The organism is Streptomyces sp. SudanB52_2052 (assembly GCF_964272415.1).
Taxonomy (GTDB): Bacteria; Actinomycetota; Actinomycetes; order Streptomycetales; family Streptomycetaceae; genus Streptomyces; species Streptomyces olindensis.
The window spans coordinates 7,087,199-7,114,189 of sequence record NZ_OZ186796.1 but is presented as its reverse complement, the minus strand read 5'-3'; the positions used below and the strand labels follow the sequence as shown (position 1 = coordinate 7,114,189).

The 26,991-nt window shown below is 72.9% G+C and carries 26 protein-coding genes and 2 pseudogenes; 14 read left to right on the top strand and 14 right to left on the bottom strand.

Annotation, left to right across the window (positions count from 1 at the left end):
- Nucleotides 1-35 precede the first annotated feature (35 nt).
- The 4 genes from ACSUPV_RS31870 to ACSUPV_RS31855 all read left to right on the top strand — a co-directional run bounded on the left by ACSUPV_RS31870 (nt 36) and on the right by ACSUPV_RS31855 (nt 4,796).
- Nucleotides 36-1,565, top strand: a complete 1,530-nt coding sequence (locus ACSUPV_RS31870) for a S8 family peptidase (protein ID WP_436949037.1) — start codon at nt 36-38, stop codon at nt 1,563-1,565.
- Nucleotides 1,566-1,623: 58 nt separating this feature from the next.
- Nucleotides 1,624-3,150: a S8 family peptidase gene (locus ACSUPV_RS31865; RefSeq protein WP_031118939.1), complete on the top strand. Its 1,527-nt coding sequence runs from the start codon at nt 1,624-1,626 to the stop codon at nt 3,148-3,150.
- Nucleotides 3,151-3,251: 101 nt separating this feature from the next.
- Nucleotides 3,252-3,776, top strand: a complete 525-nt coding sequence (locus ACSUPV_RS31860; protein WP_436949036.1) for a hypothetical protein — start codon at nt 3,252-3,254, stop codon at nt 3,774-3,776.
- A 51-nt stretch (nt 3,777-3,827) separates the two neighbouring features.
- Nucleotides 3,828-4,796 (top strand): CopD family protein, encoded by a 969-nt coding sequence (locus ACSUPV_RS31855; protein ID WP_436949035.1) that lies wholly within the window; start codon nt 3,828-3,830, stop codon nt 4,794-4,796.
- A 12-nt stretch (nt 4,797-4,808) separates the two neighbouring features.
- Here ACSUPV_RS31855 and ACSUPV_RS31850 read toward each other — a convergent pair whose 3' ends face one another.
- The gene (locus ACSUPV_RS31850) at nt 4,809-5,489 is read right to left on the bottom strand and encodes a lysoplasmalogenase (protein ID WP_436949034.1); all 681 of its coding nucleotides are present in this window, start codon (nt 5,487-5,489) and stop codon (nt 4,809-4,811) included.
- A 461-nt stretch (nt 5,490-5,950) separates the two neighbouring features.
- A pseudogene (locus ACSUPV_RS31845) lies at nt 5,951-6,802 on the bottom strand (sterol desaturase family protein); the annotation flags it as partial.
- Between the two features lie 235 nt (nt 6,803-7,037).
- On the opposite strand from ACSUPV_RS31845, the gene ACSUPV_RS31840 reads away from it, so the two are divergent.
- The 3 genes from ACSUPV_RS31840 to ACSUPV_RS31830 all read left to right on the top strand — a co-directional run bounded on the left by ACSUPV_RS31840 (nt 7,038) and on the right by ACSUPV_RS31830 (nt 9,212).
- A complete protein-coding gene (locus tag ACSUPV_RS31840) occupies nt 7,038-8,030 on the top strand; it encodes a DEDDh family exonuclease (RefSeq protein WP_037770276.1) in 993 nt (330 codons plus the stop codon).
- A gap of 101 nt (nt 8,031-8,131) precedes the next feature.
- Complete coding sequence (locus ACSUPV_RS31835) at nt 8,132-8,365, top strand: hypothetical protein (RefSeq protein ID WP_114251243.1); 234 nt, start codon at nt 8,132-8,134, stop codon at nt 8,363-8,365.
- 49 nt (nt 8,366-8,414) lie between these two features.
- A complete protein-coding gene (locus tag ACSUPV_RS31830) occupies nt 8,415-9,212 on the top strand; it encodes an SURF1 family cytochrome oxidase biogenesis protein (protein WP_031118930.1) in 798 nt (265 codons plus the stop codon).
- A gap of 137 nt (nt 9,213-9,349) precedes the next feature.
- Here ACSUPV_RS31830 and ACSUPV_RS31825 read toward each other — a convergent pair whose 3' ends face one another.
- Complete coding sequence (locus ACSUPV_RS31825; RefSeq protein ID WP_436949033.1) at nt 9,350-11,488, bottom strand: carbon starvation CstA family protein; 2,139 nt, start codon at nt 11,486-11,488, stop codon at nt 9,350-9,352.
- A gap of 65 nt (nt 11,489-11,553) precedes the next feature.
- Complete coding sequence (locus tag ACSUPV_RS31820; protein ID WP_031118928.1) at nt 11,554-11,766, bottom strand: DUF3311 domain-containing protein; 213 nt, start codon at nt 11,764-11,766, stop codon at nt 11,554-11,556.
- Nucleotides 11,767-11,934: 168 nt separating this feature from the next.
- Between ACSUPV_RS31820 and ACSUPV_RS31815 the strand changes: the two are divergent.
- From ACSUPV_RS31815 to ACSUPV_RS31795, 5 genes and pseudogenes are all read left to right on the top strand, one after another.
- Nucleotides 11,935-13,480 (top strand): annotated as a pseudogene (locus ACSUPV_RS31815) (sodium:solute symporter family protein).
- The gene (locus tag ACSUPV_RS31810; protein ID WP_031118926.1) at nt 13,477-14,055 is read left to right on the top strand and encodes a sigma-70 family RNA polymerase sigma factor; all 579 of its coding nucleotides are present in this window, start codon (nt 13,477-13,479) and stop codon (nt 14,053-14,055) included. Before ACSUPV_RS31815 ends, ACSUPV_RS31810 begins: the two are co-directional and overlap by 4 nt.
- Nucleotides 14,052-14,363 (top strand): hypothetical protein, encoded by a 312-nt coding sequence (locus ACSUPV_RS31805; protein WP_031118925.1) that lies wholly within the window; start codon nt 14,052-14,054, stop codon nt 14,361-14,363. The genes ACSUPV_RS31810 and ACSUPV_RS31805 overlap by 4 nt, the downstream gene beginning before the upstream one ends.
- A 33-nt stretch (nt 14,364-14,396) precedes the next feature.
- Nucleotides 14,397-16,190 (top strand): glycoside hydrolase family 15 protein, encoded by a 1,794-nt coding sequence (locus tag ACSUPV_RS31800; protein ID WP_382616429.1) that lies wholly within the window; start codon nt 14,397-14,399, stop codon nt 16,188-16,190.
- 5 nt (nt 16,191-16,195) lie between these two features.
- Nucleotides 16,196-16,951 (top strand): SDR family oxidoreductase, encoded by a 756-nt coding sequence (locus ACSUPV_RS31795; protein ID WP_436949032.1) that lies wholly within the window; start codon nt 16,196-16,198, stop codon nt 16,949-16,951.
- 62 nt (nt 16,952-17,013) lie between these two features.
- Here ACSUPV_RS31795 and amaP read toward each other — a convergent pair whose 3' ends face one another.
- From amaP to ACSUPV_RS31770, 5 genes are read right to left on the bottom strand one after another with little or no spacing between them, the layout of a single operon-like run.
- Nucleotides 17,014-17,601, bottom strand: coding sequence for an alkaline shock response membrane anchor protein AmaP (gene amaP / locus ACSUPV_RS31790; RefSeq protein WP_359791772.1), 588 nt, complete (start codon nt 17,599-17,601; stop codon nt 17,014-17,016).
- A complete protein-coding gene (locus ACSUPV_RS31785; protein WP_359791769.1) occupies nt 17,598-18,293 on the bottom strand; it encodes a DUF6286 domain-containing protein in 696 nt (231 codons plus the stop codon). The genes amaP and ACSUPV_RS31785 overlap by 4 nt, the downstream gene beginning before the upstream one ends.
- On the bottom strand, nt 18,290-18,673 hold the full coding sequence (locus ACSUPV_RS31780; protein WP_031118919.1) for an Asp23/Gls24 family envelope stress response protein: 384 nt from the start codon (nt 18,671-18,673) through the stop codon (nt 18,290-18,292). The genes ACSUPV_RS31785 and ACSUPV_RS31780 overlap by 4 nt, the downstream gene beginning before the upstream one ends.
- On the bottom strand, nt 18,670-18,855 hold the full coding sequence (locus ACSUPV_RS31775) for a hypothetical protein (RefSeq protein ID WP_031118918.1): 186 nt from the start codon (nt 18,853-18,855) through the stop codon (nt 18,670-18,672). The genes ACSUPV_RS31780 and ACSUPV_RS31775 overlap by 4 nt, the downstream gene beginning before the upstream one ends.
- 55 nt (nt 18,856-18,910) lie before the next feature.
- On the bottom strand, nt 18,911-19,384 hold the full coding sequence (locus ACSUPV_RS31770; RefSeq protein WP_031118917.1) for an Asp23/Gls24 family envelope stress response protein: 474 nt from the start codon (nt 19,382-19,384) through the stop codon (nt 18,911-18,913).
- A gap of 87 nt (nt 19,385-19,471) precedes the next feature.
- Here ACSUPV_RS31770 and ACSUPV_RS31765 point away from each other — a divergent pair, with 87 nt between their 5' ends.
- Nucleotides 19,472-20,185: a nucleopolyhedrovirus P10 family protein gene (locus ACSUPV_RS31765; protein WP_436949031.1), complete on the top strand. Its 714-nt coding sequence runs from the start codon at nt 19,472-19,474 to the stop codon at nt 20,183-20,185.
- Nucleotides 20,186-20,207: 22 nt separating this feature from the next.
- On the opposite strand, the gene ACSUPV_RS31760 is transcribed toward ACSUPV_RS31765, so the two are convergent.
- From ACSUPV_RS31760 to ACSUPV_RS31750, 3 genes are all read right to left on the bottom strand, one after another.
- Nucleotides 20,208-21,011, bottom strand: a complete 804-nt coding sequence (locus tag ACSUPV_RS31760) for an enoyl-CoA hydratase/isomerase family protein (RefSeq protein ID WP_037770253.1) — start codon at nt 21,009-21,011, stop codon at nt 20,208-20,210.
- A 153-nt stretch (nt 21,012-21,164) separates the two neighbouring features.
- Nucleotides 21,165-21,383: a helix-turn-helix domain-containing protein gene (locus tag ACSUPV_RS31755; RefSeq protein ID WP_010037790.1), complete on the bottom strand. Its 219-nt coding sequence runs from the start codon at nt 21,381-21,383 to the stop codon at nt 21,165-21,167.
- Between the two features lie 335 nt (nt 21,384-21,718).
- The gene (locus ACSUPV_RS31750) at nt 21,719-23,317 is read right to left on the bottom strand and encodes an ABC-F family ATP-binding cassette domain-containing protein (RefSeq protein WP_031118914.1); all 1,599 of its coding nucleotides are present in this window, start codon (nt 23,315-23,317) and stop codon (nt 21,719-21,721) included.
- 257 nt (nt 23,318-23,574) lie between these two features.
- Between ACSUPV_RS31750 and ACSUPV_RS31745 the strand changes: the two genes are divergently transcribed.
- Complete coding sequence (locus tag ACSUPV_RS31745) at nt 23,575-23,988, top strand: VOC family protein (RefSeq protein ID WP_436949030.1); 414 nt, start codon at nt 23,575-23,577, stop codon at nt 23,986-23,988.
- A 25-nt stretch (nt 23,989-24,013) separates the two neighbouring features.
- Here ACSUPV_RS31745 and ACSUPV_RS31740 read toward each other — a convergent pair whose 3' ends face one another.
- Nucleotides 24,014-25,414 carry a hypothetical protein gene (locus ACSUPV_RS31740; RefSeq protein ID WP_359791763.1) on the bottom strand — a complete coding sequence of 467 codons (1,401 nt, stop codon included), beginning with the start codon at nt 25,412-25,414 and terminating at the stop codon, nt 24,014-24,016.
- A 234-nt stretch (nt 25,415-25,648) separates the two neighbouring features.
- Entirely contained in the window at nt 25,649-26,776 is a 1,128-nt protein-coding gene (locus ACSUPV_RS31735; RefSeq protein ID WP_436949029.1) for an alpha/beta hydrolase family protein, read from the bottom strand.
- Nucleotides 26,777-26,991 lie beyond the last annotated feature (215 nt).

The window sequence follows — 26,991 nt, the reverse complement described above, 5'->3', positions numbered from 1 at the left end:
GGGCCGGTTTCGTTTCCGGAGGATGTGGAGACCCCATGTCTCATCTGCGTTCCAGACGCCGGCTCGCCCTCGCCGTGCCCGTCGTGCTGTCCCTGACGGCCTCGCTGGGCTTCCTGCCGGCCGCCGCGTCGGCGGCCCCGCAGGCGGAGTCGGCCACCCGGCCGGCGGACGCGCCGCGGCTGTCGTACGTCGTCAACACCAAGGTGGACCGGCACACGATCGCGTCGGTGAAGAAGGCGATCGGGAAGGCCGGCGGCTCGGTCGTGGCCACCTACGAGCGGATCGGCGTGATCGTCGTCCACTCCTCGAACGCCGACTTCGCCAAGAGCATCCGCTCGGTGCGCGGCGTCCAGTCGGCCGGTGCGACGCGCACGGCGCCGCTGACCGCCGCGGGCACGAAGGAGGAGGGGGCCGCCCAGTACCTGACGGCCGCGCAGGCCGAGCGGGTCGAGGCCGCCTCCGCGCAGACGCCCGAGAGCGAGCCCCTCGAAGCGGACCAGTGGGACCTGCGCGCGATCGGCGCCGACAAGGCCGCGCAGATCAACCCGGGCAGCCGCAAGGTGACGGTCGCCGTGATCGACACCGGAGTGGACGACACCCACCCCGACATCGCCCCGAACTTCTCCGCGTCCCAGTCCGCCAACTGCGCCGGCGGCAAGGCCGACACCAGCGAGGGCGCCTGGCGGCCGTACACGCCCGAGGACTACCACGGCACGCACGTCGCCGGCTCGATCGCCGCCGCCCGCAACGGAGTGGGCGTCGCGGGCGTCGCTCCCGGTGTGAAGGTGTCCAGCATCAACGTGACCGACCGGGCGAGCGGCCTCTTCTACCCGGAGAGCGTCGTCTGCGCGTTCGTGTTCGCCGCCGACCACGGCGTCGAGATCACGAACAACAGCTACTACGTCGATCCGTGGCTCTACAACTGCATGGACGACCCGGACCAGCGCGCGATCGTGGACGCCGTCAACCGGGCGCAGCTGTACGCCCAGAAGAAGGGCACGCTGCACGTCGCGGCGGCGGGCAACTCCAACCACGACCTGGACGCGGACGCGATCGTCGACGACTCCAGCCCGAACGACACCACGCCCGTCGAGCGCACCGTCGACCCGCACGAGTGCTTCGACATACCGACCCAGCTGCCGGGTGTCGTCACCGTCAGCGCGACCGGCGTCAACAACCTCAAGTCGTACTACTCGACGTACGGCGAGGGTGTCGTGGACGTCGCCGCGCCGGGTGGTGACCGCCGCTACCAGATACCGGACACACCCTCCAAGGACGGCCGCATCCTGTCCACCATGCCGAACGGCGCGTGGGCCTTCCTGCAGGGCACCTCGATGGCCTCGCCGCACGCCTCGGGCGTCGCCGCGCTGCTGAAGTCCAAGTACCCCTGGGCGTCTCCGGCCCAGCTCCAGATGATGCTGAAGGCCCAGGCCGACCGGACCGCCTGCCCCGAGTCCTACGACCAGGACGGCGACGGCACGCAGGACGCGGTGTGCGAGGGCGGCAAGCGCGTCAACGGCTTCTACGGGCACGGCATCGTCAACGCGCTGCGCGCGGTCAAGTGACCGCGTCCTCACGACTTTCCGCACAGCCCGCTCGTACCGCGAACGAACTGGAGACAGCATGACAGCGCCGCACGCGCGCCACCGCCGCGCCGTCGCGATCCCGGCCGGGATGGCCATGGCCACGGCCCTCGCGTTCCTGCCGAACACCGCGGCCACGGCCGCCGAGGACGCCCCGGCCCCCGCCGCGGCATCGGCCGACGCGACCTCGCTCAGCTACGTCGTCAACGTCAAGCCGGGCCACGGCACTTCGGCGTACGTGAAGAAGGCCGTCGCCAAGGCCGGCGGCACGATCGTGACGTCGTACGACCAGATCGGCGTCATCGTCGTCCACTCCTCGAACCCCGACTTCGCCAAGACCATCCGTACGGTGCGCGGGGTGCAGTCGGCCGGGGCCACCCGCACCGCGCCGCTGCCCGCGGCGTCGACGGGCGACCTGGGCGCGCCGAAGGTGCTGAGCGCGGCCGAGGTCGCGAAGGCGGAGGCGGCGGCCGGGCAGGACCCGCTGGAGTCCCTGCAGTGGGACCTGCCGGCCATCAAGGCGGACAAGGCGCACGAGAAGTCGCTGGGCAGCAAGGACGTCACGGTCGCCGTGATCGACACCGGTGTGGACGACACCCACCCCGACATCGCGCCCAACTTCGACCGCGAGGCGTCGGTCAACTGCGTGACGGGCAAGCCGGACACGTCCGACGGGGCCTGGCGGCCGAGCGCCGAGGAGAGCCCGCACGGCACGCACGTCGCCGGTGAGATCGCCGCCGCCAAGAACGGCGTCGGCATGACCGGTGTGGCGCCGGGCGTGAAGGTCTCGGGCATCAAGGTGTCGACCACGGCCGGCTTCTTCTACACGGAGGCCGTGGTGTGCGGCTTCGTGTGGGCGGCCGAGCACGGGGTCGACGTGACGAACAACAGCTATTACACCGACCCCTGGTACTTCAACTGCAAGAACGACCCGGACCAGAAGGCGCTCGTGGAGGCCGTCACCCGGGCGTCGCGGTATGCGGAGAAGAAGGGCGCCGTCAACGTCGCGGCGGCCGGCAACGAGAACTACGACCTCGCCTCCGACGAGATCACCGACCCGGCCTCGCCGAACGACTCCACGCCGGGCGACCGGGTCATCGACCCCTCGAAGTGCCTGGACATCCCGACGCAGCTGCCGGGTGTCGTCACGGTCGCCGCCACGGGCGCGAAGGGCATCAAGTCGTCCTTCTCCAACTACGGGCTGGGCGTCGCCGACATAGCCGCCCCGGGCGGCGACTCGACGGCCTACCAGAAGCCGGAGCCGCCGGCCACGAGCGGGCTGATCCTGGGCACGCTGCCGGGCGGCAAGTGGGGCTACATGGCCGGTACGTCGATGGCGTCCCCGCACGTCGCGGGCGTCGCCGCCCTCATCAAGTCGACGCACCCGTACGCCTCCCCCGCCCTGGTGAAGGCCCTGCTGTACGCGCAGGCCGACGCCAAGGCGTGCACGGACCCGTACGACATCGACGCCGACGGCAAGATCGACGCGGTGTGCGAGGGCCCGAAGAACCGCAACGGCTTCTACGGCTGGGGCATCGCGGACGCGCTGGACGCGGTGACCAAGTAGAGCTGAGGTGAAGACGGGCCGGGCCGGGCGGGGACACCTGCCCGGCCCGGCTCGTGTGCATGAGTGGGCGCGGATGCGTCTGTGCGGCAGGATGCCTGGTCATGAACGTGTACGAGGACCCGTCCACCTGGACCGCCGAACCGGTCCGGCCGCGGTGGCGGCTGGCCCTGCGGTTCGCCGGGGGCGTGGTGTGGTTCCCGGTGGTCGGCGTGCTGTGGGTGGCGGTCGCTGTCGCGGGCTTCGTCGTCGGACTGTTCGCCGACGCGGTCGTCAGCAGCCGCTTCGAGCGTGCCTACGTCGACTTCGTGGGCGCGACCCTGCGGCGCGTCAAGGGGCTGGCCTCGTGGTGTGTGACCTGGCCGGAGCTGCTCCACGAGGGCGACGCCGACTACTACAAGGCGCGCGTGGACAGGGTGGTCCGGGACTGGACGGCCCGGGCCGCGGCGCCGCGCCATCCGAAGAAGTCGAGACCCTCTGTCGAGTGTGCGATACCGCTGCGGGACTACCGCGGTGTCGGCGGCTGGTACGTCGCCGAGGTCGCGCTCGCGCAGGGGTGGGAGCTGCGGCCGACGGACCCGCGCACGGAAGTGCGGCTGTGGTGGTCGACCGCGTCCGGGGCCGCCTGAGTTCGTTCTCGTGGATTTGCCAGCCATGTGAAGGCTGGTGAAGATCTCGGGGTGACCCTGACAAGATCCGTCGCCGTCCTGGTGCTCGTGGCGCTGGCCGGGCTGATCCCGCTGCTCGGCCCGGCCACCGCGCTGCACGGCACCGGGGAGGCACGGGCGCCCGGCGCCGGGGGCATAGCCCTGCTGCGCACGGTGCTGTTCGCGGCGCTGTGCATACCGGTCGGCGAGTTGTTCGTGAACCGGCTGGCGCGGTCCGTGCCGGGCGCGGAGGCCGGGCCGTGGGGAGTGCCCCGGAGTTGGTCGCCCTTCGCGGCCGCCGCCGGTTTCGTCGCCGCCCTGGGGCTCGCCTCGGTCGTGGCCACGGGCAATCTCGTGCCGGACGCGCTGTCGGACATCGACGTCGGCGGGCTCTACGCGTCCCGGGACGGCAAGCTCGCCCTGCTGGAGGTCAACGCGTTCCTCGTGGCGTGGCTGTGCGCGGTGTCCGCCCGGCCGGTCACGCAGGTGTGGCCGCTCGCCGCCGTGATCGTCGCCGAGGCCCTGCGCGCACACCCCGCGACCGAGCACACCCCGCTGACCGGGTCCGGGCTGACGCTCGTCCACCTGACCTGCGCGGCGCTGTGGGCGGGCGGGCTGCTGCACGCGCTGCGCACCCTGCGGCTGTGGCGCGGCCGGCAGGGCACGGAGGCGGGTGCGGCCCTGCTGGGCCGCTACGCGCGCGTGGCGGCCGTCCTGCTGGCCGCCATCACCGCGACGGGCGTGTGGAGTTCACTGCGCCGGATGCCGCCGGAGACGGTCCTGGAGCAGCTCACGGCGACGGGGTACGGGCGGGCCCTGCTCGCCAAGGTGCTCCTCGTGGCGGCCGTCGCCGCTCTCGCCCTGTGGGCGCGGCGCCGGCTGCGCCGGGCGGCCGACCCGCTGACGGCGTGCGTGCCGGCGCGGGCGGAGGTCGTCGTCCTGGGCCTGGTGGTCGCGGTGTCCGGGCTGCTGACGGCGCTTCCGGTGCCCATCCGCTGGTGACACCGGCGGGCCTCAGGCGGCTCGCATCTCGCCGTACGTCGCGGCCGGTGCCCGGCGCGCGTCGAGCGCCCCGAGCGTGCCGCCGGCCAGCAGGGCCTGCGCGGCGGCGTATGTGAGCATGATCCAGAAGTCGGGGGCGGGCGGCTGCGGCCAGTCGGCGACGCCGGTCGCGATGAGTGTGTCGGAGAGCAGGAAGAGCGCCCCGCCGAGCCCGGCGAAGAGGCCGAGCCGGGTGGCGGCGCGGTACGCCATGGCCGTCAGCAGGAGGCTGTACGCGGCGACGGGCACGCGCAGGTCCCCGGGCAGGTCCGGCCACAGCAGCGTGACGGTCGTGACGAGGGCGGTGGCGTAGCCGAGGGCGAGGAGACCGGCACGCGCGCGTGGGACCGCGTTCCGGCTGCCGTGCGTCGCGAAGAGGACGAGGTAGCAGACGTGTCCGGCGGCGAAGCTGCCCATGCCGGCGAGGAAGGCCGGCTCGGCGTCGGACAGCAGCAGGATGTCGCCGCCCCAGCCGAACAGCAGGGCGGCCACCAGCGGCCGGGGCGCCCGGCGCCGGGCGGCCCAGAGGGCCAGGAGCGGCATCAGGAGGGGCTTGGCGACGGCGTGCCCGGTGTCGAAACCGGCCACGAGGGAGAGGAGATCGGCGGCGACGGCGAGACCGAAGGCGGCGAGGAGAAGGCGCGAGGGGGTCACGCCGACGCGCCCTCACCGGCGGACACGCCGTTCCCGACGGACACGCCATTCCCGGCGGACACGCCCTTCGCGGCGGCTGCTCCCTTCCCGGCCGGGATGGTCTCGTCGACGGGCATGCGCTCTTCCGCCCGCTTGCTCCCGCCGACAGGAGCGCTCTCCCCTACGGGCGCGCTCTTCTCTACGGGCATGCTCTCGCCACCTGGCGTGCCTTCACCGAGGGGCCCGCGTTCTCCAACCGGCGTGCTCCGGCCCACGGGCGGGTCCTGCCCGACGGGCGCGTCCTGCGCGACCGGCGTGCCCTCACCGACCGGCACGCTCTCACCCACGGGCATGCTCTCGGCGTCTGGCGTACCCTCACCGACCCGCAGGCGCTCCCCAACCGGCAGGCGCTCCCCACCCGGCGCGTTCTCGCCGACCGGCGATGCGGCCATGTCAGTCCCCAGTAGCACCGCCGTACCCGCCCCAGCCGCCGAAGTCTGCGGCCGCGCCGGCCCCCACCCCGGCCCCCGGAACACCCGTCCGGCGCGCTCGCTCCAACTCCCCGCCGCCCTCAGGTCCTTGGCGATGGACACGTACTCGTGCGTCGCCACCTTCAGCAGGTTGTACGTGTCGATGTTCTTGGTGAGTCCGTACCGGGGCCGTTCGGTCTCGGCGACGAACGATCCGAACAGCCGGTCCCAGACGATGAGGATGCCGCCGAAGTTGCGGTCGAGGTAACCGCCCTGGGAGGCATGGTGGACCCGGTGGTGCGAGGGGGTGTTGAAGACGAACTCGAACCAGCGGGGCATCTTGTCGATGCGCTCGGTGTGGATCCAGAACTGGTAGACGAGGTTCGCGGAGGAGCAGAACGCCAGCGCGGCCGGGTGCACCCCGGCGACGATGAGGGGCACGTAGAACGGCCACACGGTCAGGGACGTCCAGGGCTGGCGCAGCGCGGTGGTGAAGTTGAACTTCCGGCTGGAGTGGTGGACGACGTGACAGGCCCACAGGATGCGGACGACGTGGTGGCCGCGGTGGGACCAGTAGTAGAAGAAGTCCTGCGCGAGCAGCATCAACGGGACGGTCCACCACAGGACGGGGACGCGCAGGGGCGTGAGTTCGTACAGGGCCGTGTAGACGGCGACGATCGGGATCTTCCACAGGAAGTCGAAGGCGAGGCTGCCGAGCCCCATGCCGATGCTCGTCGCGGCGTCCTTCGCCTCGTAGCCCTCCGCGTCCTCGTCGGGATGGAGGCGGTAGCTCACCATCTCGACCACGGTGAGCAGCACAAACGCGGGTATCGACCACAGCACGACATCGGGCAGGTTCGGCATGTCTGCACCGTAGGACCGCCGTCCGGCTCCCACCAGACGTTGTTACCGACAAGTATTACCGACGGTACGCGCTTGCTTCTTGGCGATCTCCACCAATACGGAGTGCCGGACCTCGCTCAGACGTACGCCTCGTGAACGGACAGAACGGACAACGCGCCTGAGGGATCGTCGGAAGAACCGGTCGGACGCACCTGGCGGACGGGAGTGTCAGTCCCGGCCCGTATCCTCAGGGACCATGCTGGAAGACCTGACGACCGCCGCCTTCTCTCCCACGTCGTGGCCGACCGCGTATCCCAAGGGGTACGCGGTCGTTGACGTGGAGACCACGGGCCTGGCCCGGGACGACCGCATCATCTCCGCGGCCGTCTACCGGCTGGACGCGCGCGGCGAGGTCGAGGACCACTGGTACACGATGGTCAACCCGGAGCGTGACCCGGGCCCCGTGTGGATCCACGGCCTGACGAGCGAGGCGCTCGAGGGCGCACCCCTCTTCCAGGACATCGCCGAGGAGTTCACGGCCCGGCTGGCGGGGCGGGTGCTCGTCGCGCACAACGCCGTCTTCGACTGGCAGATGATCGCCCGGGAGTACGCGCGCGCGGAGCGCGAGGCGCCGGTGCGCCAACGGCTGTGCACCATCGCGCTCTCCAAGGAGCTCGGGCTGCCGCTGCCCAACCACAAGCTGGAGTCCCTCGCGGCACACTTCGGCGTGGTCCAGCGGCGGGCGCACCACGCGCTGGACGACGCGCGCGTGCTGGCGGAGGCGTTCCGGCCGAGCCTCAAGGCCGCGGCGGCGAGCGGCGTACGGCTGCCGCTGCACGAGTGCCGGCCGCTGACCGAGTGGTCGGACCGTCCGGCCGCGCCCCGCATCGGGCAGCAGGCGGGCTACGGCGGGTCCCGGGCGGGCAGTTGGCGCCCCTCCCGGAAACGGCCCGCCTGCCCCTACCCCAACCCGGGGCGCTACGAGCCGGGCGGGCGGCTCAAGCAGGGCATGCGGGTCGCCTTCTCGGGTGACACCTCGGTCGAGCGGGAGCTGCTGGAGGACCGCGCCACCGAGGCCGGGCTGCACGTGGCGTCGAGCCTGTCCCGGCTGACGAGCCTGCTCGTCACGAACGACCCGGACTCGGGCACGTCCAAGGTGGTCAAGGCCCGCCAGTTCGGCACCCCGGTGGTGGACGAGGCGGCGTTCGGGCAGCTCCTCGCGGACGTGGAGCCGGCGTCCGAGGGGTGAGCGCGGGCGGGGCGCGGGGCGACCGTACGGACGGGTGATTGCCGGGCGACTCGCCCGGCGGCCGCTCGCCCGGGCCGGAGTGACGGCCCACCCTGTGGCGCATGGCGACCTGTGAGGTATGTGGCAATCAGTACGGAATGACCTTCGAGGTGCACGCGCAGGGCGCGGTGCACGTCTTCGACTGCTTTGCCTGCGCGATCCACCGCATGGCCCCCATCTGCGAGCACTGCCGGGTCCAGATCATCGGCCAGGGCGTGGAGGTCGAGGGCCACTGGTACTGCGGCGCCCACTGCGCCCGCGCGGAGGGAAAGGTGGGAATTGTCGACAAGGTGTAAACCCGTACCCGCCTGAATGCACCCCACGACCGAGTTGTACGGTCGTGGGGTGTACCGCTTCCTGATGTCCCGGCAGTGGGTGATCCTCACGCTGATCGCCCTGCTTCTCATCCCCACGATGATCAGGCTGGGCATCTGGCAGATGCACCGCTACGAGGAGCGCACCGCCCGGAATCAGCTGGTCACCGACGCGCTGGCCGCCAAGCCGGTGCCCGTGGAGAAGCTCACCGCCCCGGGGCACACGGTCACCAGCGCCGAGCGGTACCGGACCGTGACCGCGACGGGCCGGTTCGACACGGAGGACGAGGTCGTCGTCCGCCGCCGCACCAACTCCGACGACGAGGTCGGCTACCACGTCCTGACCCCCTTCGTCCTCGACGACGGCAAGGTCCTGCTGGTCAACCGGGGCTGGATCCCCTCCGACGGCCCGAGCCAGACCACGTTCCCCAAGGTCCCCGCCCCGCCGAGCGGCGAGGTCACCGTCCAGGGCCGGCTGATGCCCAGTGAGACGACCGCGGCGAGCGGCATCAAGGACCTCAAGGGCCTGCCCGACCGTCAGATCATGCTGATCAACAGCGAGCAGGAGGCCCGCCGCCTGGACGCGCGGGTGCTCGGCGGCTACATCGCCCAGACGGCCCCCGAGCCCAAGGGCGACATTCCCGAGCTGCTCGGCAACCCGGGCAAGGAGGACGCGGCGCTGAACTACGCGTACGCGATCCAGTGGTGGCTGTTCGCCGCGGCCGTCCCGGTGGGCTGGGTGGTCCTGGCCCGCCGCGAGGCCCGGGACCGGGCGCAGGCGGCGACCAAGGAGCAGGACGCCAGTGAGGCGGAACCGGCGACGGTGTGACCACCGCCGGTCGCCCCGGCCGCGTCAGCAGCAGCGACCCTGCCGGCACTCCTCCCGGTGCGACCGGTCGAGCACCTCCGCGAGCTCCCGGACATACCAGCGCACCGTCCGCACCCAGCTCAATACCCGAGTCGCCCTCACGACCGCGCCCCCGCCAACGGCTCCTCCGGCACGTCGAGGCGGGACTCCACGTACGGCGCCTCGGTCACCGGCAGGGAGCCCGGGGACCTGATCGCCCGCACGCAGACCACCGCCGCGTTGCCGATCACGACGGCGACGAGCAGCAGGAACAGGGCGATCAGCACGCCGTCCACGGTGGAGTTGGTGACCACGGTGTGCATGTCGTCGAGGTTCTTGGCGGGCGGCAGGACCTGGCCCGCGTCGAGGGCGTCGGCGTACCGCGCCCGCTGGGCGAAGAAGCCGATCTTCGGGTCGTCGGAGAAGATCTTCTGCCAGCCCGCGGTGAAGGTGATCGCGACGACCCAGGCGAGGGGGACGCCCGTGACCCAGGCCCAGCGCAGCCGGCCGGACTTGATCAGGATCGTGGTGCAGACGGCCAGGGCGATCGCGGCGAGGAGTTGGTTGGCGATGCCGAACAGCGGGAAGAGCTGGTTGATCCCGCCGAGCGGGTCGGTGGCGCCGGTGTGGAGGAAGTAGCCCCAGGCCGCCACGACGAGGGCGCTGCAGAGCCAGATGCCCGGCTTCCAGGTGACCCGGCCGAGGGGCTTGAAGACGTTGCCGAGCATGTCCTGGAGCATGAAGCGGCCCACGCGGGTGCCGGCGTCCACCGTCGTCAGGATGAACAGCGCCTCGAACATGATCGCGAAGTGGTACCAGAAGGCCTTCATCCCGGCGCCCCCGGAGACCCCGGAGAAGATCTCCGACATGCCGACCGCCAGGGTCGGCGCTCCGCCGGAGCGGGCGATGAGCGTCTGCTCCTCCACGGCCTTGGCGGCCTGGGTGAGCTGGTCGGGCGTGATGGTGAACCCGAGGCCGGCGACGGCGTGGGAGGCGGACTCGGCCGTGGTGCCGAGGAGGGCCGCCGGGGCGTTCATGGCGTAGTACAGGCCCGGCTCCAGGGTCGCCGCGGCGATCAGCGCCATGATCGCGACGAACGACTCCATCAGCATGGCGCCGTAGCCGATCATCCGGACCTGGGACTCCTTCCGGATCAGCTTCGGGGTGGTGCCCGAGGCGACCAGCGCGTGGAAGCCGGACAGCGCGCCGCAGGCGATGGTGATGAAGAGGAAGGGGAAGAGCCCGCCGGCGAAGACGGGCCCGGCGCCGGAGGAGGCGAAGTCGGTCACCGCGTCCGCGCGCATCACGGGTGCGGCGACGACCACGCCGACCGCGAGCAGGGCGATGGTGCCGATCTTCATGAAGGTGGAGAGGTAGTCGCGCGGCGCGAGCAGCATCCACACCGGCAGCACGGAGGCGACGAAGCCGTAGCCGACCAGGCAGAACACGAGGGTCGTCGGGCTCAGGGTGAAGGCGGAGGCCAGCGAGGACTCCTGGATCCAGCTGCCGCCGACGATGGCGAGGAACAGCAGGACGACGCCGATCAGGCTGGTCTCGACGACCCGGCCCGGGCGGATGACGTGCAGCCAGAAGCCCATGAACAGGGCGATGGGGATGGTCATCGCGACGGAGAAGGTGCCCCACGGGCTGTGGGCGAGGGCGTTGACGACGACCAGCGCGAGCACGCCCAGCAGGATGATCATGATGGCGAACACGGCGATCAGGGCAGCGGCACCGCCCAGCCGCCCGATCTCGTCGCGGGCCATCTGTCCGAGCGAGGTGCCGTCCCGCCGCATCGACAGGAACAGCACGACCATGTCCTGCACGGCGCCCGCGAAGATCACCCCCGCCACGATCCACAGGGTCCCGGGGAGATAGCCCATCTGTGCCGCGAGCACCGGGCCGACCAGCGGGCCGGCGCCGGCGATGGCGGCGAAGTGGTGGCCGAGCAGCACCCGGCGGTCGGTGGGCTGGAAGTCGACACCGTCCTCCAGGCGTTCGGCCGGGGTGGCCCGTCGGTCGTCCGGCTTCAGGACGCGGCGGGCGATGAACCGGGAGTAGAAGCGGTAGGCGATGGCGTACGAGCCCAGGGCGGCGACCACCAGCCAGACCGCGGAGATCCGCTCGCCGCGGGCCAGGGCGAGGACGCCCCAGGCGACCGCGCCGAGCAGAGAGACGGCGGTCCACACCACGAACGACCGCATTCGGGACTTTTCCGGCACCTCGGGGCCGGTTTCGGGCAGGGTTGATGTAGGCATGGCGGCTCCTCGCCTCAACAGGTGGGTGAAAACAGGGGGTGCGGATCAGCGGTGTGCGGTGTCGTTCAGCGATGTCGTTCGGTCAGCGCGTACGCGGCGAGCAGGCACAGACCGCAGCCCGGTACCCAGGCCAGCTGGTACCAGTAGAAGAACGGCGTCCCCGCGAGCCGCGGATCCGCCCCGGCGTACAGCGGGACCCACAGCAACCCGGCCGCGGGTGCGAGGAGCAGCAGGGCGACGGCGACGCGCCGTAGCCGGGGATGCCCGGTCCGTGCCATGCCCTGCGCTCCTCTCCCGCTCACTGTCGGTCTGTGCAAGAGTTGCGCACCCGCCGGAAGTGGTTGACACGGCGTTTCCAGAAGATTTCTCCCCGGTTCCCTGTCCTCCGGACGGGCCGTCCGCGCAACTTACGCGCGAGGGCACAGGCACACCAAGGACGGTGACCCATGGCTGACGGCGCCATGACCGCGACGTTCCTCGCCGTGATCGGCGGGGCGTCGCTGCTCGCCGTCACCGCGCGGCGGCTGCGTCCGGTCGACCGGCTGCCCTCGCTGGAGGGCTGGGCGCTGGCCGACCGCGGCCTCGGCCCCGGCTGGACCTGGCTGCTGCTCGGCGGCACGATCTTCACCGCGTACACGTTCACCGCCGTACCGGGGCTGGCGTACGGCAACGGCGCTCCCGCCTTCCGCGGTGCCGTACACGGTGATCGTCTGCCCGCTCGCCTTCGTGCTGCTGAGCCGGCTGGGGAGCGTGGCCCGGCGGCACGGCTACATCACCGCCGCCGACTTCGTGCGGGGCCGCTACGGATCGTCCCCGCTGGCGCTGGTGGTGGCCCTGACCGGGATCCTCGCCACCATGCCGTACCTGGCGCTGCAACTGCTCGGCATCCGGGCGGTGCTGACGGCCGGGGGCGTGTATCCGAGGGGCGCCGCCGGGGACCTGGTGCTGGTGGCGCTGTTCGCGGGGCTCGCGGTGGCCACCTACCGGCACGGACTGCGGGCGCCGGCGGTCATCTCGGCGCTGAAGGCGGTGGCCGTGTTCGTGTCACTGACCGCGGTGACCTGGCTGGTGCTGGAACGCTTCGGCGGCCCGGGCCCGGTCTTCGACGGCGCGGCGGAGCGGCTGGGCGGTCCGGCGCTGCTGCTCTCCCCCGAGCAGCAGCCGGCCTACGCCACCCTCGCCCTCGGCTCCGCGCTCGCCCTGCTGATGTACCCGCACGTGCTCACCGCCGGTTTCGCCGCCGACGGGCCACGCACCCTGCGCAGGGTCTCGGTGGCGCTGCCCGCCTGGACCGGCCTGCTCGCGCTGTTCGGCTTCCTCGGCGTCGCCGCCCTCGCGGCGGGGGTGCGGGCACCGCGCGGAGGCGCCGAGGCGGCCGTGCCGATGCTGGTCGACCGGCTGATGCCGGCGCCGCTCGCCGGGCTGGTGTTCGCCGCGATCGCCGTCGGGGCGCTGGTCCCGGCGGCGGTGATGTCGATCGCCGCGGCCACGAGCTTCGTCCGCAACGTGTACGTCGAGTACGTCCATCCGACGGCCACGCCCAAGCGGCAGGTGCGGATCGCCAAGGCCGTGTCCCTCACCGCGAAGGTGGGTGCCGTGGCGTTCGTGTTCGGGCTGCGCGACCAGGACGCCGTCAACCTCCAGCTGCTCGGCGGCGTGTGGATCCTGCAGATCTTCCCGGCCGTCGCCGTCGGGCTGTTCACCGGGCGACTGCACCCGCGGGCGCTGCTCGCCGGGTGGGCCGTGGGCATGGCGTCGGGGACGTACCTGGTGGTGCGCGAGGGGTTCTCCTCGATCGTGCCGCTCGGCACCGGCGCCGGGCCGCTGGAGATCTACGCCGGGCTCGCCGCCCTGCTGCTCAACCTGACCGTCGCGGTGGGCGGCACCGCGGCCCTCGAACGCCTCGGCGTCCCGCGCGGCGCCGACGCCACCGACCTGCCGTCCCGCCTGACCGTCCGGCGCCGCCCGGAGACGGGAGCGAACAACCCGTGAGACGCAGAGAGAACCCCACGCTGCCCCCGGCGGCGGCACCGGCACCGGCCGAGCCGCTCGCCTCCCCGGCCGGCGACCCCGCCGACCTGGAGCGGGAGGCCGGCGTCGCCCACCTCTTCGAGCTGCACTACTCCTCGATGCTGCGCCTGGCCGTGCTGCTCGGCGCCGACGACCCGGAGAACGTGGTGGCCGAGGCGTACTACCAGATCTACCGCAAGTGGCGGCGCCTGCGGGACGTGGCCGCGGCGGAGGCCTATCTGCGGTCCACCGTCTGCAATCTGACGCGAATGCGGATACGCCACCTCCAGGTCGCCCGGCGGCACGAGGAGAACCCGCCGGACGAGACGGTCGCCTCCGCCGAGCACGCCGCCCTGCTCCGCGAGGACCAGCGCGTGCTGATCGACGCGCTCCAGCAGCTGCCGCCCCGACAGCGCGAGGCGCTGGTGCTGCGGCACTGGCTCGGGCTCAAGGAGAGCGAGATAGCCGCCGCGATGGGCATCTCCGGCGGCTCCGTCAAGACGCACACGGCACGCGGCATCGCCGCCCTGACCCAGGCGATGGAGGCCCGGCGATGACGCACCGAGACGCGACCCCGTCGCACGGCACCGACCGGACCGAGCAGGAACTGCGCGAGGCGCTGCGGGCACTGGCGGGCGGGGTGCTCCCCGATCCCGACGCGTACCGCACGGCACGCGGGGAGTGGCTGCGGCGCGAGCGCCGGCGGCGGCTCGTGCTGGCCGTGCTGATCACCGTCGTCTTCGCGCTGGCGGTGCTGATCGGCCTGTGGGTGCTCAACCAGGCCCCGTCGGACCCGGGGGTGATCTTCTCGGGCACCGGCGCCGCGGCCGCCGACGGGCTGTCACTCCCCCGGCCCCTGCCCTGATTGCCACGCCGAGTTGCCGGGAACCCGCACTGCGTGCATCCCAGCATCGAGGACTACGCGATCGTCGGCGACGAGCAGACCGCTGCCCTGGTCGGCACGGACGGATCCGTCGACTGGCTGTGCCTGCCCCGCTTCGACTCCGCCGCCTGCTTCGCCAAACTGCTCGGTGACGAGGACAACGGCTACTGGCGCATCGCCCCCGTGGGGGCGGACCGGTGCACCCGCCGCGCCTACCGCCGCGACACCCTCGTCCTGGACACCGACTGGGAGACCGAGCAGGGTGCGGTCCGGGTCACCGACCTGATGCCCCAACGCGACCGCGCCCCCGACCTCGTACGCATCGTCGAGGGCCTCGACGGCGAGGTGACGCTCCACAGCGTCCTCAAGCTGCGCTTCGACTACGGCTCGATCGTGCCGTGGGTGCGCCGGTCCGACGGCCACCGCGTCGCCGTCGCCGGACCGGACTCCACGTGGCTGCGCAGCGAGCCGGAGGTGCGCAGTTGGGGCGAGGACTTCGGCACACACGCGGAGTTCACGGTCCGGAAGGGGGACACGGTCGCCTTCGTCCTGACCTGGCACCCCTCCCACGAACCGCGCCCCCCGCTCGTCGACCCCTTCGACGCGCTGCGCCACAGCGTCGAGGACTGGCGGGCCTGGGTGTCGCGCTGCCGCTACGACGGGCCGTACCGGGACGCCGTCGTCCGCTCCCTGATCACCCTCAAGGCGCTCACGTACGCGCCGACCGGCGGCATCGTCGCCGCCGCCACGACCTCCCTGCCCGAGGAGCCGGGCGGGGTGCGCAACTGGGACTACCGCTACTGCTGGCTGCGCGACTCCACCCTCACCCTGGGCGCGCTGCTGGCGGCGGGCTACCAGGAGGAGGCGGAGGCCTGGCGGAACTGGCTGCTGCGCGCGGTCGCGGGCGACCCGGCGGACCTGCAGATCATGTACGGCCTGGCGGGCGAGCGACGGCTGCCCGAGTTCGAGCTGCCGTGGCTGTCCGGCTTCGCCGAGTCCACCCCCGTCCGCATCGGGAACGACGCCGTCAACCAGCTCCAGCTGGACGTCTACGGCGAGGTCATGGACTCCCTGTCCCTGGCCCGCGAGTCGGGCCTGTCCCCGCAGCCGGACGTGTGGGCGCTGCAGACGGCCCTGCTGGACTTCCTGCGCACGCACTGGCGGCAGCCGGACGAGGGACTGTGGGAGGTGCGCGGCGGCCGGCGCCAGTTCGTGCACTCGAAGGTGATGGTGTGGGTGGCCGCCGACCGTGCCGTGCGGACGCTGGAGCTCCACCCGGAGCTGGACGGCGACCTGGACGGCTGGCGCGCGCTGCGCGAGGAGGTGCACCGCGAGGTGTGCGAGAAGGGCTACGACCCGGAACGCAACACCTTCACCCAGTCCTACGGCTCGCGCGAGCTGGACGCCGCGCTGCTGCTCATCCCGCGCGTCGGTTTCCTGCCGCCCGACGATCCGCGGGTGATCGGCACCATCGACGCGGTCCGCAAGGAGCTGGACCACGGCGGCTTCCTGCGCCGCTACAGCACCACCGACTCGGACCAGGCGGACGTCGACGGACTGCCCGGCAGCGAGGGCACCTTCCTGGTGTGCTCGTTCTGGCTCGCGGACGCCCTGCACATGACGGGCCGTACGCGGGAGGCCCGGCAGCTGTTCGAACGGCTGATGGGGCTCGCCAACGACGTCGGCCTGCTGGCCGAGGAGTTCGACCCGGTGACCGGTCGGCAGCTCGGCAACTTCCCGCAGGCGTTCAGCCACATCGGCCTGGTGAACACGGCCCTCGCCCTGTCCCGGGAGGACGGGGCAGGATAGGGGCCATGGATCTTGGACTGAAGGACCGGGTGTACGTCGTCACGGGGGCCACGCGGGGCCTGGGCAACGCCTCCGCGCGTGAGCTCGTCGCGAACGGGGCGAAGGTGGTCGTCTCGGGGCGGGACGAGAAGGGTGTCGCCGAAGCGGCGGCCGCGCTGGGCCCGAACGCGGTCGGGGTGGCCGCCGACAACGCCGACCCCGAGGCGGCGGGCCGGCTGATCGGGGCCGCGCGGGAGCACTTCGGGCGGATCGACGGTGTCCTGGTCAGCGTGGGCGGGCCGCCGGCCGGGTTCGTCGCGGACAACACGGACGAGCAGTGGCAGACGGCGTTCGAGTCGGTGTTCCTCGGCGCGGTGCGGCTGGCTCGCGCCGCGGCCGCCGAGCTGGAGTCCGGGGGTGTCATCGGGTTCGTGCTGTCCGGGTCGGTGTACGAGCCGATCCCGGGGCTGACGATCTCGAACGGGCTGCGGCCGGGCCTGGCGGGCTTCGCCAAGTCGCTCTCCGACGAACTGGGGCCGCGGGGCGTCCGGGTGGTGGGCGTGCTGCCCGGGCGGATCGACACGGACCGCGTGCGCGAGCTGGACGGGCTGTCGGCGGACCCGGAGGCGACCAGGGCGGCGGCGGAGTCCAAGATTCCGCTGCGGCGGTACGGGTCGCCCGAGGAGTTCGGGCGGGTGGCCGCGTTCCTGCTGTCGCCGGCCGCGTCCTATCTGACCGGGGTCATGGTGCCCGTCGACGGAGGAGCGCGGCACGGGTTCTGAGCGGCCCGGCCGCGGGTTCGCGGGGATCGCTCGCGCGGTTCCCCGCGGCCCCGGGCCCTCGCTCAGCTCACCCGCTCCGCGTGGTGCCGGACGCCGCTCAGCCGCACCTCCGCCGGAAGTGACGCCAGCCCGGCGGACTCCCGGGCGTGAGCCAGTGCCTGACCCGTGAAGTCGTCCAACGCGGCCCCGGGGTCGACGTGCGGCTCCAGTGCGAGGCGTACGCGGGCCTCCGGGGCGCTGCGGCGGCCCCTCAGGTGGGCGCGGGACCGGTCGACGCCGTCGATCCGGGCCGCCTCCCCGGCGAGGACGTTCTCCAGGGCCCGGCCGCGCAGCAGCGCGCCCTCGCCGTCGCCGGTGTCGACGAGGACCTCGGCCAGGCGGCGCCGGCGCAGCACCGAGACGAGCCACCACAGGGCGAGCAGCAGGAGGACGGCGAGCACGGCGATGACGACCGGCCACCACCAGCCGGCGTCGCGCCAGCGGGTGCGTTCGGCCTCGCTCAGCAGCACGTCGTGCCGGTCGTGGTGGATCCACCAGGAGGGCGCCGGGGCGCCGAGGCCGACGGCCAGGACGGAGCCGCCCAGCACCAGCAGGACGAGGCCCACCAGACCGAGGAACACGCGGTTGACGATCCTGAGCACCGGCCTCACCCCTTCCGGCCGGGGCGCCGGACGCGCACGGACAGCGAGGGCGGCCGGGACAGTCCCAGTCCGCGGACCGCGTCGGCGAGCACGGCGTCCAGGTCGGTTCGTACGTCGTCCAGTTCACGGAAGTGGGACAGGGCGCGGACGTCCGCGCGGCGCCGACGCACCCGTACCCGTGCCGACTGCACGCCGGCGACCTCCATGGCCCGGTCGCGCAGCGCGGTCGCGGCGGCGTCCCGGTCCAGTCCCGCGCGGACGTCGGCGTGCGTGCGGCGCATCGGGAGCACGTGCCGCAGGCCGGGTGTGGCGGCCAGGACCAGCAGCCAGAGCCCGAGGGCGGCGGCGACCCCCGCCCCGACGAGCACCCAGGTGTCGTCGAGGGGCCGTTCGGCGAGCTGCCGGGCCAGCTCCCGGCGCCAGCTCATGCCGGGCCGGTCGGCGCGCACGGAGACGATGTCGTAGAGGAACAGCCCGGCGAGGGCCAGGAGCAGCAGGGCGACGATGCCCGCGGGGATGCGGCGCGTCGACCAGAAGCGGCCCGCGCGGCCGCCCTCGCCGTCGAGCGCGGGCGGCGGTCCGTGGGCGGCCGACGGCGCGGACTGGTCGGGGCCGGTGCCGGCCTGCGACTTCTCCAGGACCGGCAGGCGCTGTGTGGTGCCCTCGGACTCGTGGGGTTCCCTGTCCTGGGGTTCGCTCATCGCGTCCTCCCGTGTGCCGCGCCGGGCGCCGCGCTCAGGTGCAGCCGCTCCACGTGGACGACGACCTCCGGCACCTGCATGCCCACCAGGGCGCCCACCCGCTCGACGACTTGGCGACGCACCCGGCGGCAGCGGTCGCCGATGTCGCAGGGGTAGTCGAGTTCGACGTGCACGCGGACGTGGACCACGTGGTGGTGGACGACGACCGACGCGGACGGCCGCCCCGCGTCGGGGGGCAGCGTCCCGACGGCCTCGCGGGCCGCCTGGGAGGCGATCTTCGCGACGACCCGGTCGGCGATCCGGGTCGCGCCGCGCTCCTCCGCCGGGACGACGGTCAGAGGTCTGTCGAGCTCACCGGCCCCCGTGCTCACGGACGTCACCGCCGCCGTTCGCCACGGGTGCGGAAGAAGTCGCCCAGGTCCATGTCCCCCTCCAGGAACCGGCCGACGACGAAGCCGACGGCGCCGAGCGCCGCGACCAGCAGGAAGGCACCGAATCCGCCGAAATACCCGGCGAAGCCCAGCGCCATGCCGGCGATCATGCCGACCACGGCCATGCTCATGCGCTCCTCAGCTCCTCAGCTCCGCAGACGCTGTGTTGTCCGGTGCCCCTGGGCCTCACTGGATCCGGCGCTCCGGTTCCTCTTCCTCTTCGTCCGGCAGCTTCACGTCGCTCACCGCGATGTTGACCTCGACGACCTCCAGGCCCGTCATCCGCTCGACGGCGGTGATGACGTTCTCCCGTACGTCCCTGGCCACGTCGGCGATCGACACGCCGTACTCCACGACGATCTCCAGGTCGAGGGCGGCCTGCACCTCGCCGACCTCGGCCTTCACCCCGCGGGTCACCGACTTCTGGCCGCCGGGCACGCGGTCGCGCACTGCTCCGAACGTGCGGGACAGTCCGCTGCCCATGGCGTGTACGCCGTCCACGTCGCGTGCGGCGAGCCCGGCGATCTTCTCCACGACGCCGTCCGCGATGGTGGTCCGGCCCCGGGAGCCCGGGTCCGCGCCGCCGCGCTTGGCCAGTGGACTCCTGCGTGCCGCCGGACTCTCGGTGTCCCCGCCCCGGTTCTCGGTCATGTCAGTCATCGCCGTTCGTCCTTTTCGGTTGTCGTCCTGGGACCACCGTAAGCACGGTTACATGGTGGCGCGCCTCTGATGCGGCAGGCTGGAGGAATGACGGCCGACCGGTGGACACGGGCAGTGAGACATCAGCTGGGATTCGGCAGGCTCCTGCCGTTGGGTGAGGCGCGCGACGGCGCGTGGATCGCCGAGCAGGCGGCCGAGGCGGTGCTGCGGCGCGCGGCCGAGGACGCCCCGGGCGTGCGCGTCGACGCGCTGCGCATCGTGCTCGCCGACTCGGCGGACACGCGGGAGCCGGCCGTGCCCGCTCCGCCGAGCGCGCTGCCGCCCGGCCCGCTGCGGGTGACGGCCGAGTTCGCGGCCACGGCCTCGGAACCGCTGCCGACGACGGCGTCCCTGCTGCGGGCGACGCTGGCGACCGCCGCGACACAGCGGATCGGCCTGGCGGTGCGAGAGGTGGATCTGCGGGTGACGGGGCTGCTGGACGAGGAGGCGGAGCCCGGGCCCGCCGTACGTCTGCCCGAACCGTCCCGGGCCGCGCGCCCGGAGGAGGGCGACGAGGCTCGCGTGGCGGCGACGGCCCTCGCGGTCCCGGGCGTGCTCGACCTGACCGGCGCGCTGGGCCACCCCGTGCACATCGAGGAACTGCCGGGCGACGCCGCGCTGTCCCACCGCCATGTCCGGGTGGAGCTGGCGGTGGGCGCGGACCACCGGGCCCGGGACGTGGCCCGCGCGGTCCGTACGGCGGTCAGGACGTCGCTGCCGGACCACCCGACGGTGGCGGTGCTGGTGAGCGCGATCGGCTGACCGCCGGGCCGGTCCGGCGGTCTCAGTCGCCGACGCCCGCGAGGTCCCGCAGCCTGCGCGCCTGGGACTGGCGTTCCGCGGCGCGCTGCTCCTCGTAGGTGCGGTCCTGGGCGCCGCGCAGCAGGGCCTTGGTCTCGACGACGGCGTCGCGGGGCGCGGCGAGGACGGCCGCGGTGAGGTCGCGGACCGTGTCGTCGAGCTGGTCGGCGGGCACGGCCACGTTGGCGAGCCCGGTGCTGACGGCCTCCTCGGCCGTGACGAAGCGCCCGGTCACGCAGATCTCCAGCGCGCGGGCGTATCCGACGAGCCCCACCAGCGGATGGGTGCCCGTCAGGTCGGGCACGAGTCCGAGGCTGGTCTCGCGCATGGCGAACTGCACGTCGTCGGCGACGACGCGCAGGTCGCAGGCGAGGGCGAGCTGGAAGCCCGCCCCGATGGCATGCCCCTGGACAGCGGCGACGGAGACGATGTCGCTGCGCCGCCACCAGGTGAACGCCTCCTGGTATTCGGCGATGGTCGCGTCCAACTCGGCGTCGCCGCCCCGCGCGAGGTCGACGAACGACGGTTCGCCGTCGAAGCCCTCGGGCGTGAACGCCTGCCGGTCGAGGCCGGCCGAGAAGGACTTGCCCTCGGCCCGCAGCACCACGACGCGGACGGAGCCCGGCAGCAGCCGCCCGGCCTCGGTCAGCGCCCGCCACAGAGCGGGGCTCTGCGCGTTGCGCTTGGCCGGGTTGGTCAGCGTCACCGTGGCGATCGCGTCGTCGACGGTGAGCCGTACGCCGTCCTTGTCGAGTACGGGAACGAGGTCCTGGTCGGACGAAGCCATGGGACGCCTCCGATGCGTGCGGTCGTCTTCCGTACCGTGCGACGGCGGATGTCCCGCCGTACCACGGCACAGCTAAGTGACTGCACAGTAACCACCCGGCCGCTCAGCCTGCCGACCGGGTGGCCACCATCGAAGCCGTGGGGCCACCCGGGGTCAGGCCGTGGCCTTTTTGCCCCGTGTCGCCCCGCCACGCCCTCGCAGCGTGACGCCCGACTCACTGAGCATGCGGTGCACGAAGCCATACGAGCGGCCGGTCTCCTCGGCCAACGCCCGGATGCTCGCACCGGCGTCGTACTTCTTCTTCAGGTCTGCCGCGAGCTTGTCGCGCGCGGCGCCGGTCACCCGGCTGCCCTTCTTCAGAGTCTCGGCCACCCGTGCCTCCTCATGGGAAGTGCGCTCTGGTCTCCTCATGATCACCCCTCCGGGCCTTGATGGCCACCCATTCGGCAAGGTCCGTGAGACAAGGTTGTGACGACGGGAGCACATCCCCACATGCGGAATAGGAAATTCCGAAGAGGAGTGTCCGTACGGCCGAACGGATTGCCCCGGGAAATACCAGGTCAGAAAGGCGGCGCGGCCGAGCTCGGAAGAATCGGGGACTCGGCCGCGAAATCGATGTAGGACACACCTCGGTACGAGGAGATCTCACACAGATGATGGATCACCGCTAGGCCGAATGATCCATACGCCGTTGATCACGCATTCGATCAAGCGAGCGCGACGAGGTCCGCGTAGTCCGCGCCCCACAGGTCCTCGACGCCGTCCGGCAGCAGGATGATCCGCTCCGGCTGGAGCGCCTCGACGGCGCCCTCGTCGTGCGTGACGAGGACGACCGCGCCCTTGTAGGTGCGCAGCGCGCCGAGGATCTCCTCGCGGCTGGCCGGGTCGAGGTTGTTGGTGGGCTCGTCGAGGAGCAGCACGTTCGCCGAGGACACCACGAGGGTGGCGAGGGCGAGGCGGGTCTTCTCGCCGCCGGAGAGGACGCCGGCGGGCTTGTCGACGTCGTCGCCGGAGAACAGGAACGAGCCGAGCACCTTGCGGACCTCGACGAGGTCCATGTCGGGCGCGGCGGAGCGCATGTTCTCCAGGACCGTGCGGTCGGGGTCGAGGGTCTCGTGCTCCTGGGCGTAGTAGCCGAGCTTCAGGCCGTGGCCGGGGACGACCGCGCCCGTGTCGGGCTGCTCGACGCCGCCGAGCAGCCGCAGCAGGGTGGTCTTGCCGGCGCCGTTGAGGCCCAGGATGACCACGCGGGAGCCCTTGTCGATGGCGAGGTCGACGTCGGTGAAGATCTCCAGCGAGCCGTAGGACTTCGACAGGCCCTCGGCCATCAGCGGGGTCTTGCCGCAGGGCGCGGGCTCGGGGAAGCGCAGCTTGGCGACCTTGTCGGACTGGCGGACCGCCTCCAGGCCGGAGAGCAGCTTGTCGGCGCGGCGGGCCATGTTCTGCGCGGCGACGGTCTTGGTGGCCTTGGCGCGCATCTTGTCGGCCTGCGAATGGAGCGCGGCGGCCTTCTTCTCGGCGTTGGCGCGCTCGCGCTTGCGGCGCTTCTCGTCGGCCTCGCGCTGCTGCTGGTAGAGCTTCCAGCCCATGTTGTAGACGTCGATCTGGGCGCGGTTGGCGTCCAGGTAGAACACCTTGTTCACGACCGTCTCGACCAGGTCGACGTCGTGGGAGATCACGATGAAGCCGCCGCGGTAGGTCTTCAGGTAGTCGCGCAGCCAGATGATCGAGTCGGCGTCGAGGTGGTTGGTCGGCTCGTCGAGCAGCAGCGTGTCCGCGTCGGAGAACAGGATCCGGGCCAGCTCGATGCGGCGGCGCTGACCGCCGGAGAGCGTGTGCAGGGGCTGGCCGAGCACGCGGTCGGGCAGGTTGAGCGCGGCGGCGATGGTGGCGGCCTCGGCCTCGGCGGCGTACCCGCCCTTGGTGAGGAACTCCGTCTCCTGGCGCTCGTACTGCTTGAGGGCCTTCTCGCGGGTGGCGCCCTTGCCGTTGGCGATGCGCTGTTCGTTGTCGCGCATCTTGCGGATCAGGACGTCCAGGCCGCGCGCGGAGAGGATGCGGTCGCGGGCGAGGACGTCGAGGTCGCCCGTGCGCGGGTCCTGCGGCAGGTAGCCGACCTCGCCGGAGCGGGTGATGGTGCCGCCGGCGGGCTGTGCCTCGCCGGCCAGGCACTTGGTGAGGGTGGTCTTGCCCGCGCCGTTGCGGCCGACCAGGCCGATGCGGTCGCCCTTGGCGACTCGGAAGGTGGCGCTTTCGATGAGGACGCGGGCACCGGCGCGCAGCTCGATACCGGAGGCGGAGATCACGGACAGACTCCAGGGCGGATAGCGGGGGCGGGGTGGGCGGCTGAGGACGTTCCCGCCGTCTAATGCGCGAGGAGAAAGGCCATGGGGGACAGTCTAACGGGGCCGTGCAACCACTTTTTCTGCGCGCGGGTGTTCGGTTCGTCTCGCCGGGTCGTTGTCAGTGGCGGGTGCCAGACTGAGCGGCAGGACCGGATCATCGGATTTCGGCGATCAAGCACAAGACCGAACACAAGACCGAGCACAAGGGAGTGATCGGTATGGCAGGCACGTCCGGCGGGCGTCCCAGCGTCTACCCGACGCTGCTGTACGCCGACGCGAAGGCGGCGATCCGGCAGCTCACGGAGGCCTTCGGCTTCACGGAGCTGTCGGTGTACGAGGGCGAGGACGGCTCGGTGCTGCACGCGGAGCTGGCGCAGGGCAACGGCGCGGTGATGGTCGGCAGCAAGGGCCGCGGCGGCGTGTTCGACGCGGCCATGAAGGACGCGGGCACCACGGGGGTGTACGTGGTGGTGGACGACGTGGACGCGCACCACCGCCGCGCCGTCGGCCACGGCGCGGAGATCCTCATGCCCCCGACGGACCAGGACTACGGCTCGCGGGACTACATGGCCCGGGACCTCGAGGGCAATGTGTGGAGTTTCGGCACGTACGCGCCCGAGATGGCGGGCTGATCCCGCCCAGGGTCGGGCGCCGGTCCTAGCTGCCGCCGGTGTGCACCTGGAAGGCAGCCCGGCGCACGGCCTTGGCCAGAGCCGGGTCGGGGTGGGCCGCGGCCAGGGCGACCAGGACCTGCACGGTGCGCGGGTGGCCCACGGCCCGGACCTCGTCCAGGAGCATCGGGACGGTCGGCTGCACGGCGGACTCCAGGTGGCGGACGAGCAGCGGGGCCTCCCCGTGGTCGGCGACGGCGGCGGCGGTGTCCACCCACAGCCAGGTCGCCTCCTCGCGGGTGAGGACCGTGTGGGCGTCCTCCGGGTCGGTGCCGTCGTGCTCCGCGAGCCACAGCAGGGCGTACGGCCGGAGCGTGGGCTCGTCCAGCACGGCGCGGACATCCGGCTCGGCGGGGGCGCCGACCACGCGCAGCGCCTCGAAGGCGAGGCCGCGCAGCAGGGCGTCCTCGCCGCGGGCGGCGCCGAGGAGCTCGGTGACGGCGCTGCCGACGGGCCGGGCGGCGAGCCAGGCGCGGTACTCGGCGCGGGCCGCGTTCGGGCGCAGCTGGGCACAGCCGCGGAGCATGTCCTCGGCGGACTGCTCGATGTTCCCGGCGGGGCTCTGCGCGGCGACGCAGATCTGCTCCAGCTTGACCCAGACGGCCCAGCTGCCGAGCGGGGTGAGCGTGGCCTGGCCGTCGCCGTAGGTGAGGGCGCCGACGGAGGCGAGGGCGCGCAGGGCCCAGTCGAGGAGCGGGGCGAGCGGGGCGTCGGTGGGCTCCGGTTCGGCCGCCGGCTCGGGCTGGGGGCCATAGGGGATCTCGCAGCGGGCGGTGCGCAGTTCGGTGACGCGCTGCTCCAGGAGGTCCAGGAGCTGCTCGACGGGGACGGGGCCGGCGGACAGTTGGAGGAAGGAGAGCACCTGCGGCATGGCCGAGACGACCTCGGCGACGGCGGCGGGCTCGTGGTCCTCGGGTTCCGGATGGGCGAGCGACCAGGCGTCGAAGAGGGCGACCCAGCCGCGCAGGACGGCGCTGTCGTCGCGGTTCCAGGCGCGCAGCCGCCAGCCGGGGCGGGCACTGTCGCCGTGCACCTCGACCAGGCCGGCGAGGCGGGCGGTGTCCCAGTCGGCTCTGACCTGAGCCGGGGTCAGGTTCAGGTCCGAGGCGGCCCGTTCGGCGGTCGCGTCGGAGAGGGTGGCCTTGCCGTCGGCGGTGGCGCTGTCCCCGCCGGGGCCGAGGGCGGCGTCGGCCCAGCGGGCGACGCGGGCGGCGCCGGCCAGGCCGGAGCGTGCCATTCTGGCCAGCTCCGCCGGTGCCGGGGTGCCCTCCGGGGGGCGCGGCGCGGGGCGGCGCGAGCGCTGCTGGTTCATCGCTCTGGGGGCGGCGGCCAGGGGTCGCGGGCGGACGAGTCGAAGCCTGGAGTCGCGCGGGATACGGGACGTCACGGGGGCAGTCTTCCGGTTGACGGTCCGAAAACCCAAACGGAATGTCACGGCGGGCGACGGGGATGGCCAACGCACCGGTCCCCGGGAGTGGTCGAGGGCCGGGAACAGGCCAGTGGTACGACGCTAAACGGAATCATCACGACCGGTCGGTAGGGAGCCGGGCGGGACGTGGTTGCAGGGGGGCGAAGGGGGCGTGAACGGGGGGTGCGTGAGGTGCCGGCACCGCCGGAGGGGTCACATGAGCGGGGTCATGAAGCGCCGCAGGGCCTCCTCGTACGCCTGGGGGTCGGCGTTCCACATCGCTCCGTGGGGGGCGCCGCGGACGGTGTGGAGGGCGACCAGGTCGGGGCGGACGTCGGCGAGGCGTCGGGAGAGCCGCCAGGGGGCGACCGTGTCGTCCGGGCCGTGGAAGAGGAGGGTGGGGACGCGGACTCCGTCGTACGGGGCGGTCCCCGTGGCGCGGTCGCCGTACAGGCCGGTGCGGCCCTGGGCGGCGCGGACCGCGAGGGGCAGCAGGGGGCCCGGGGTGCGGCGGGCCGCGGCCAGGGCGCGCAGCGTGGTCTCCCAGGAGAGGACCGGGGAGTCCAGGACGAGCCCGGAGACGCGGTCGCGGAGCCCCGAGTGCTCGGCGGCGCGCAGGGCCATGGTGGCGCCGGTGGACCAGCCGTGCAGGACGACCTGGCGGGCTCCGTGGCTCTCGGCGTGGCGGATGGCCGCGTCGAGGTCGCGCCACTCGGTCTCGCCGAGGTGGTTCAGGCCGTCGGGCGGGCGGGGTGCGCCGAGGTCGCCGCGGTAGGCGAGGGCGAGGACCGGGAAGCGGTTGCGGTGCAGGAACTCTATGACGTTCATGGCGATTTCCCGGGTGGTGCCCAGGCCGTGCACGGCGATCACCCAGGTGTCCCGGGCGCCGGGCACGAACCACGCGGGCAGCGGGCCGAGTTCGCCGGGGATGTCGACGTCGGCGTGTTCGAGGCCGAGGGCGGTGCCGGGGTTGCCGACGTACACGTTGGGGGTGAGCCAGGCCTTGTCGCCGGGGCGCAGGGTGCCGTGGGTGACGCTCTCGAGGCGGCGTACGACGGTGTCGGCGGCGTGCGGGGCGTCGGCCAGGACGGGGCCGACGACCGCGTGGGAGCCGTCGCCGGCCAGACCGTAGCGGCCGGGCCGCAGGGCGGCCAGGTCCCGGGTGAGGCTGATCTGCCCGGCGGCGGTGCCGTGCACGGTGAGCCGGGGTTCGGTGGGCAGGGGCCTGCCGGGAGGCGCCTTCAGCGCGGCGTCGCTGGCGAACCGGCCGGCGGCCACCGCGGCGGCCCCGGCCCCGATCACAGCGGTGACGGCAGCGGCCGTCGCTTTGACAGTGCGCACCCGTCCAGTGTCCTGGCGGACCTGGTCCGCGACCAGTGGGGGGCGGCGGTGGGGTGAGGGGTGGAGGCGGCGTGCGAGTGGGGCGGGGTGCGGCGTCCGGGGGGCGCGTGGGCGGGCGGGGCGCAGGGCCGACGCCCGGCGGCGCCCCGCCTGGGTGCCGCGGTGCCGAGCCCGGCGGCGCCCAGGCCGGCCGCGGTGCCGCGGCCCAGCGGCGT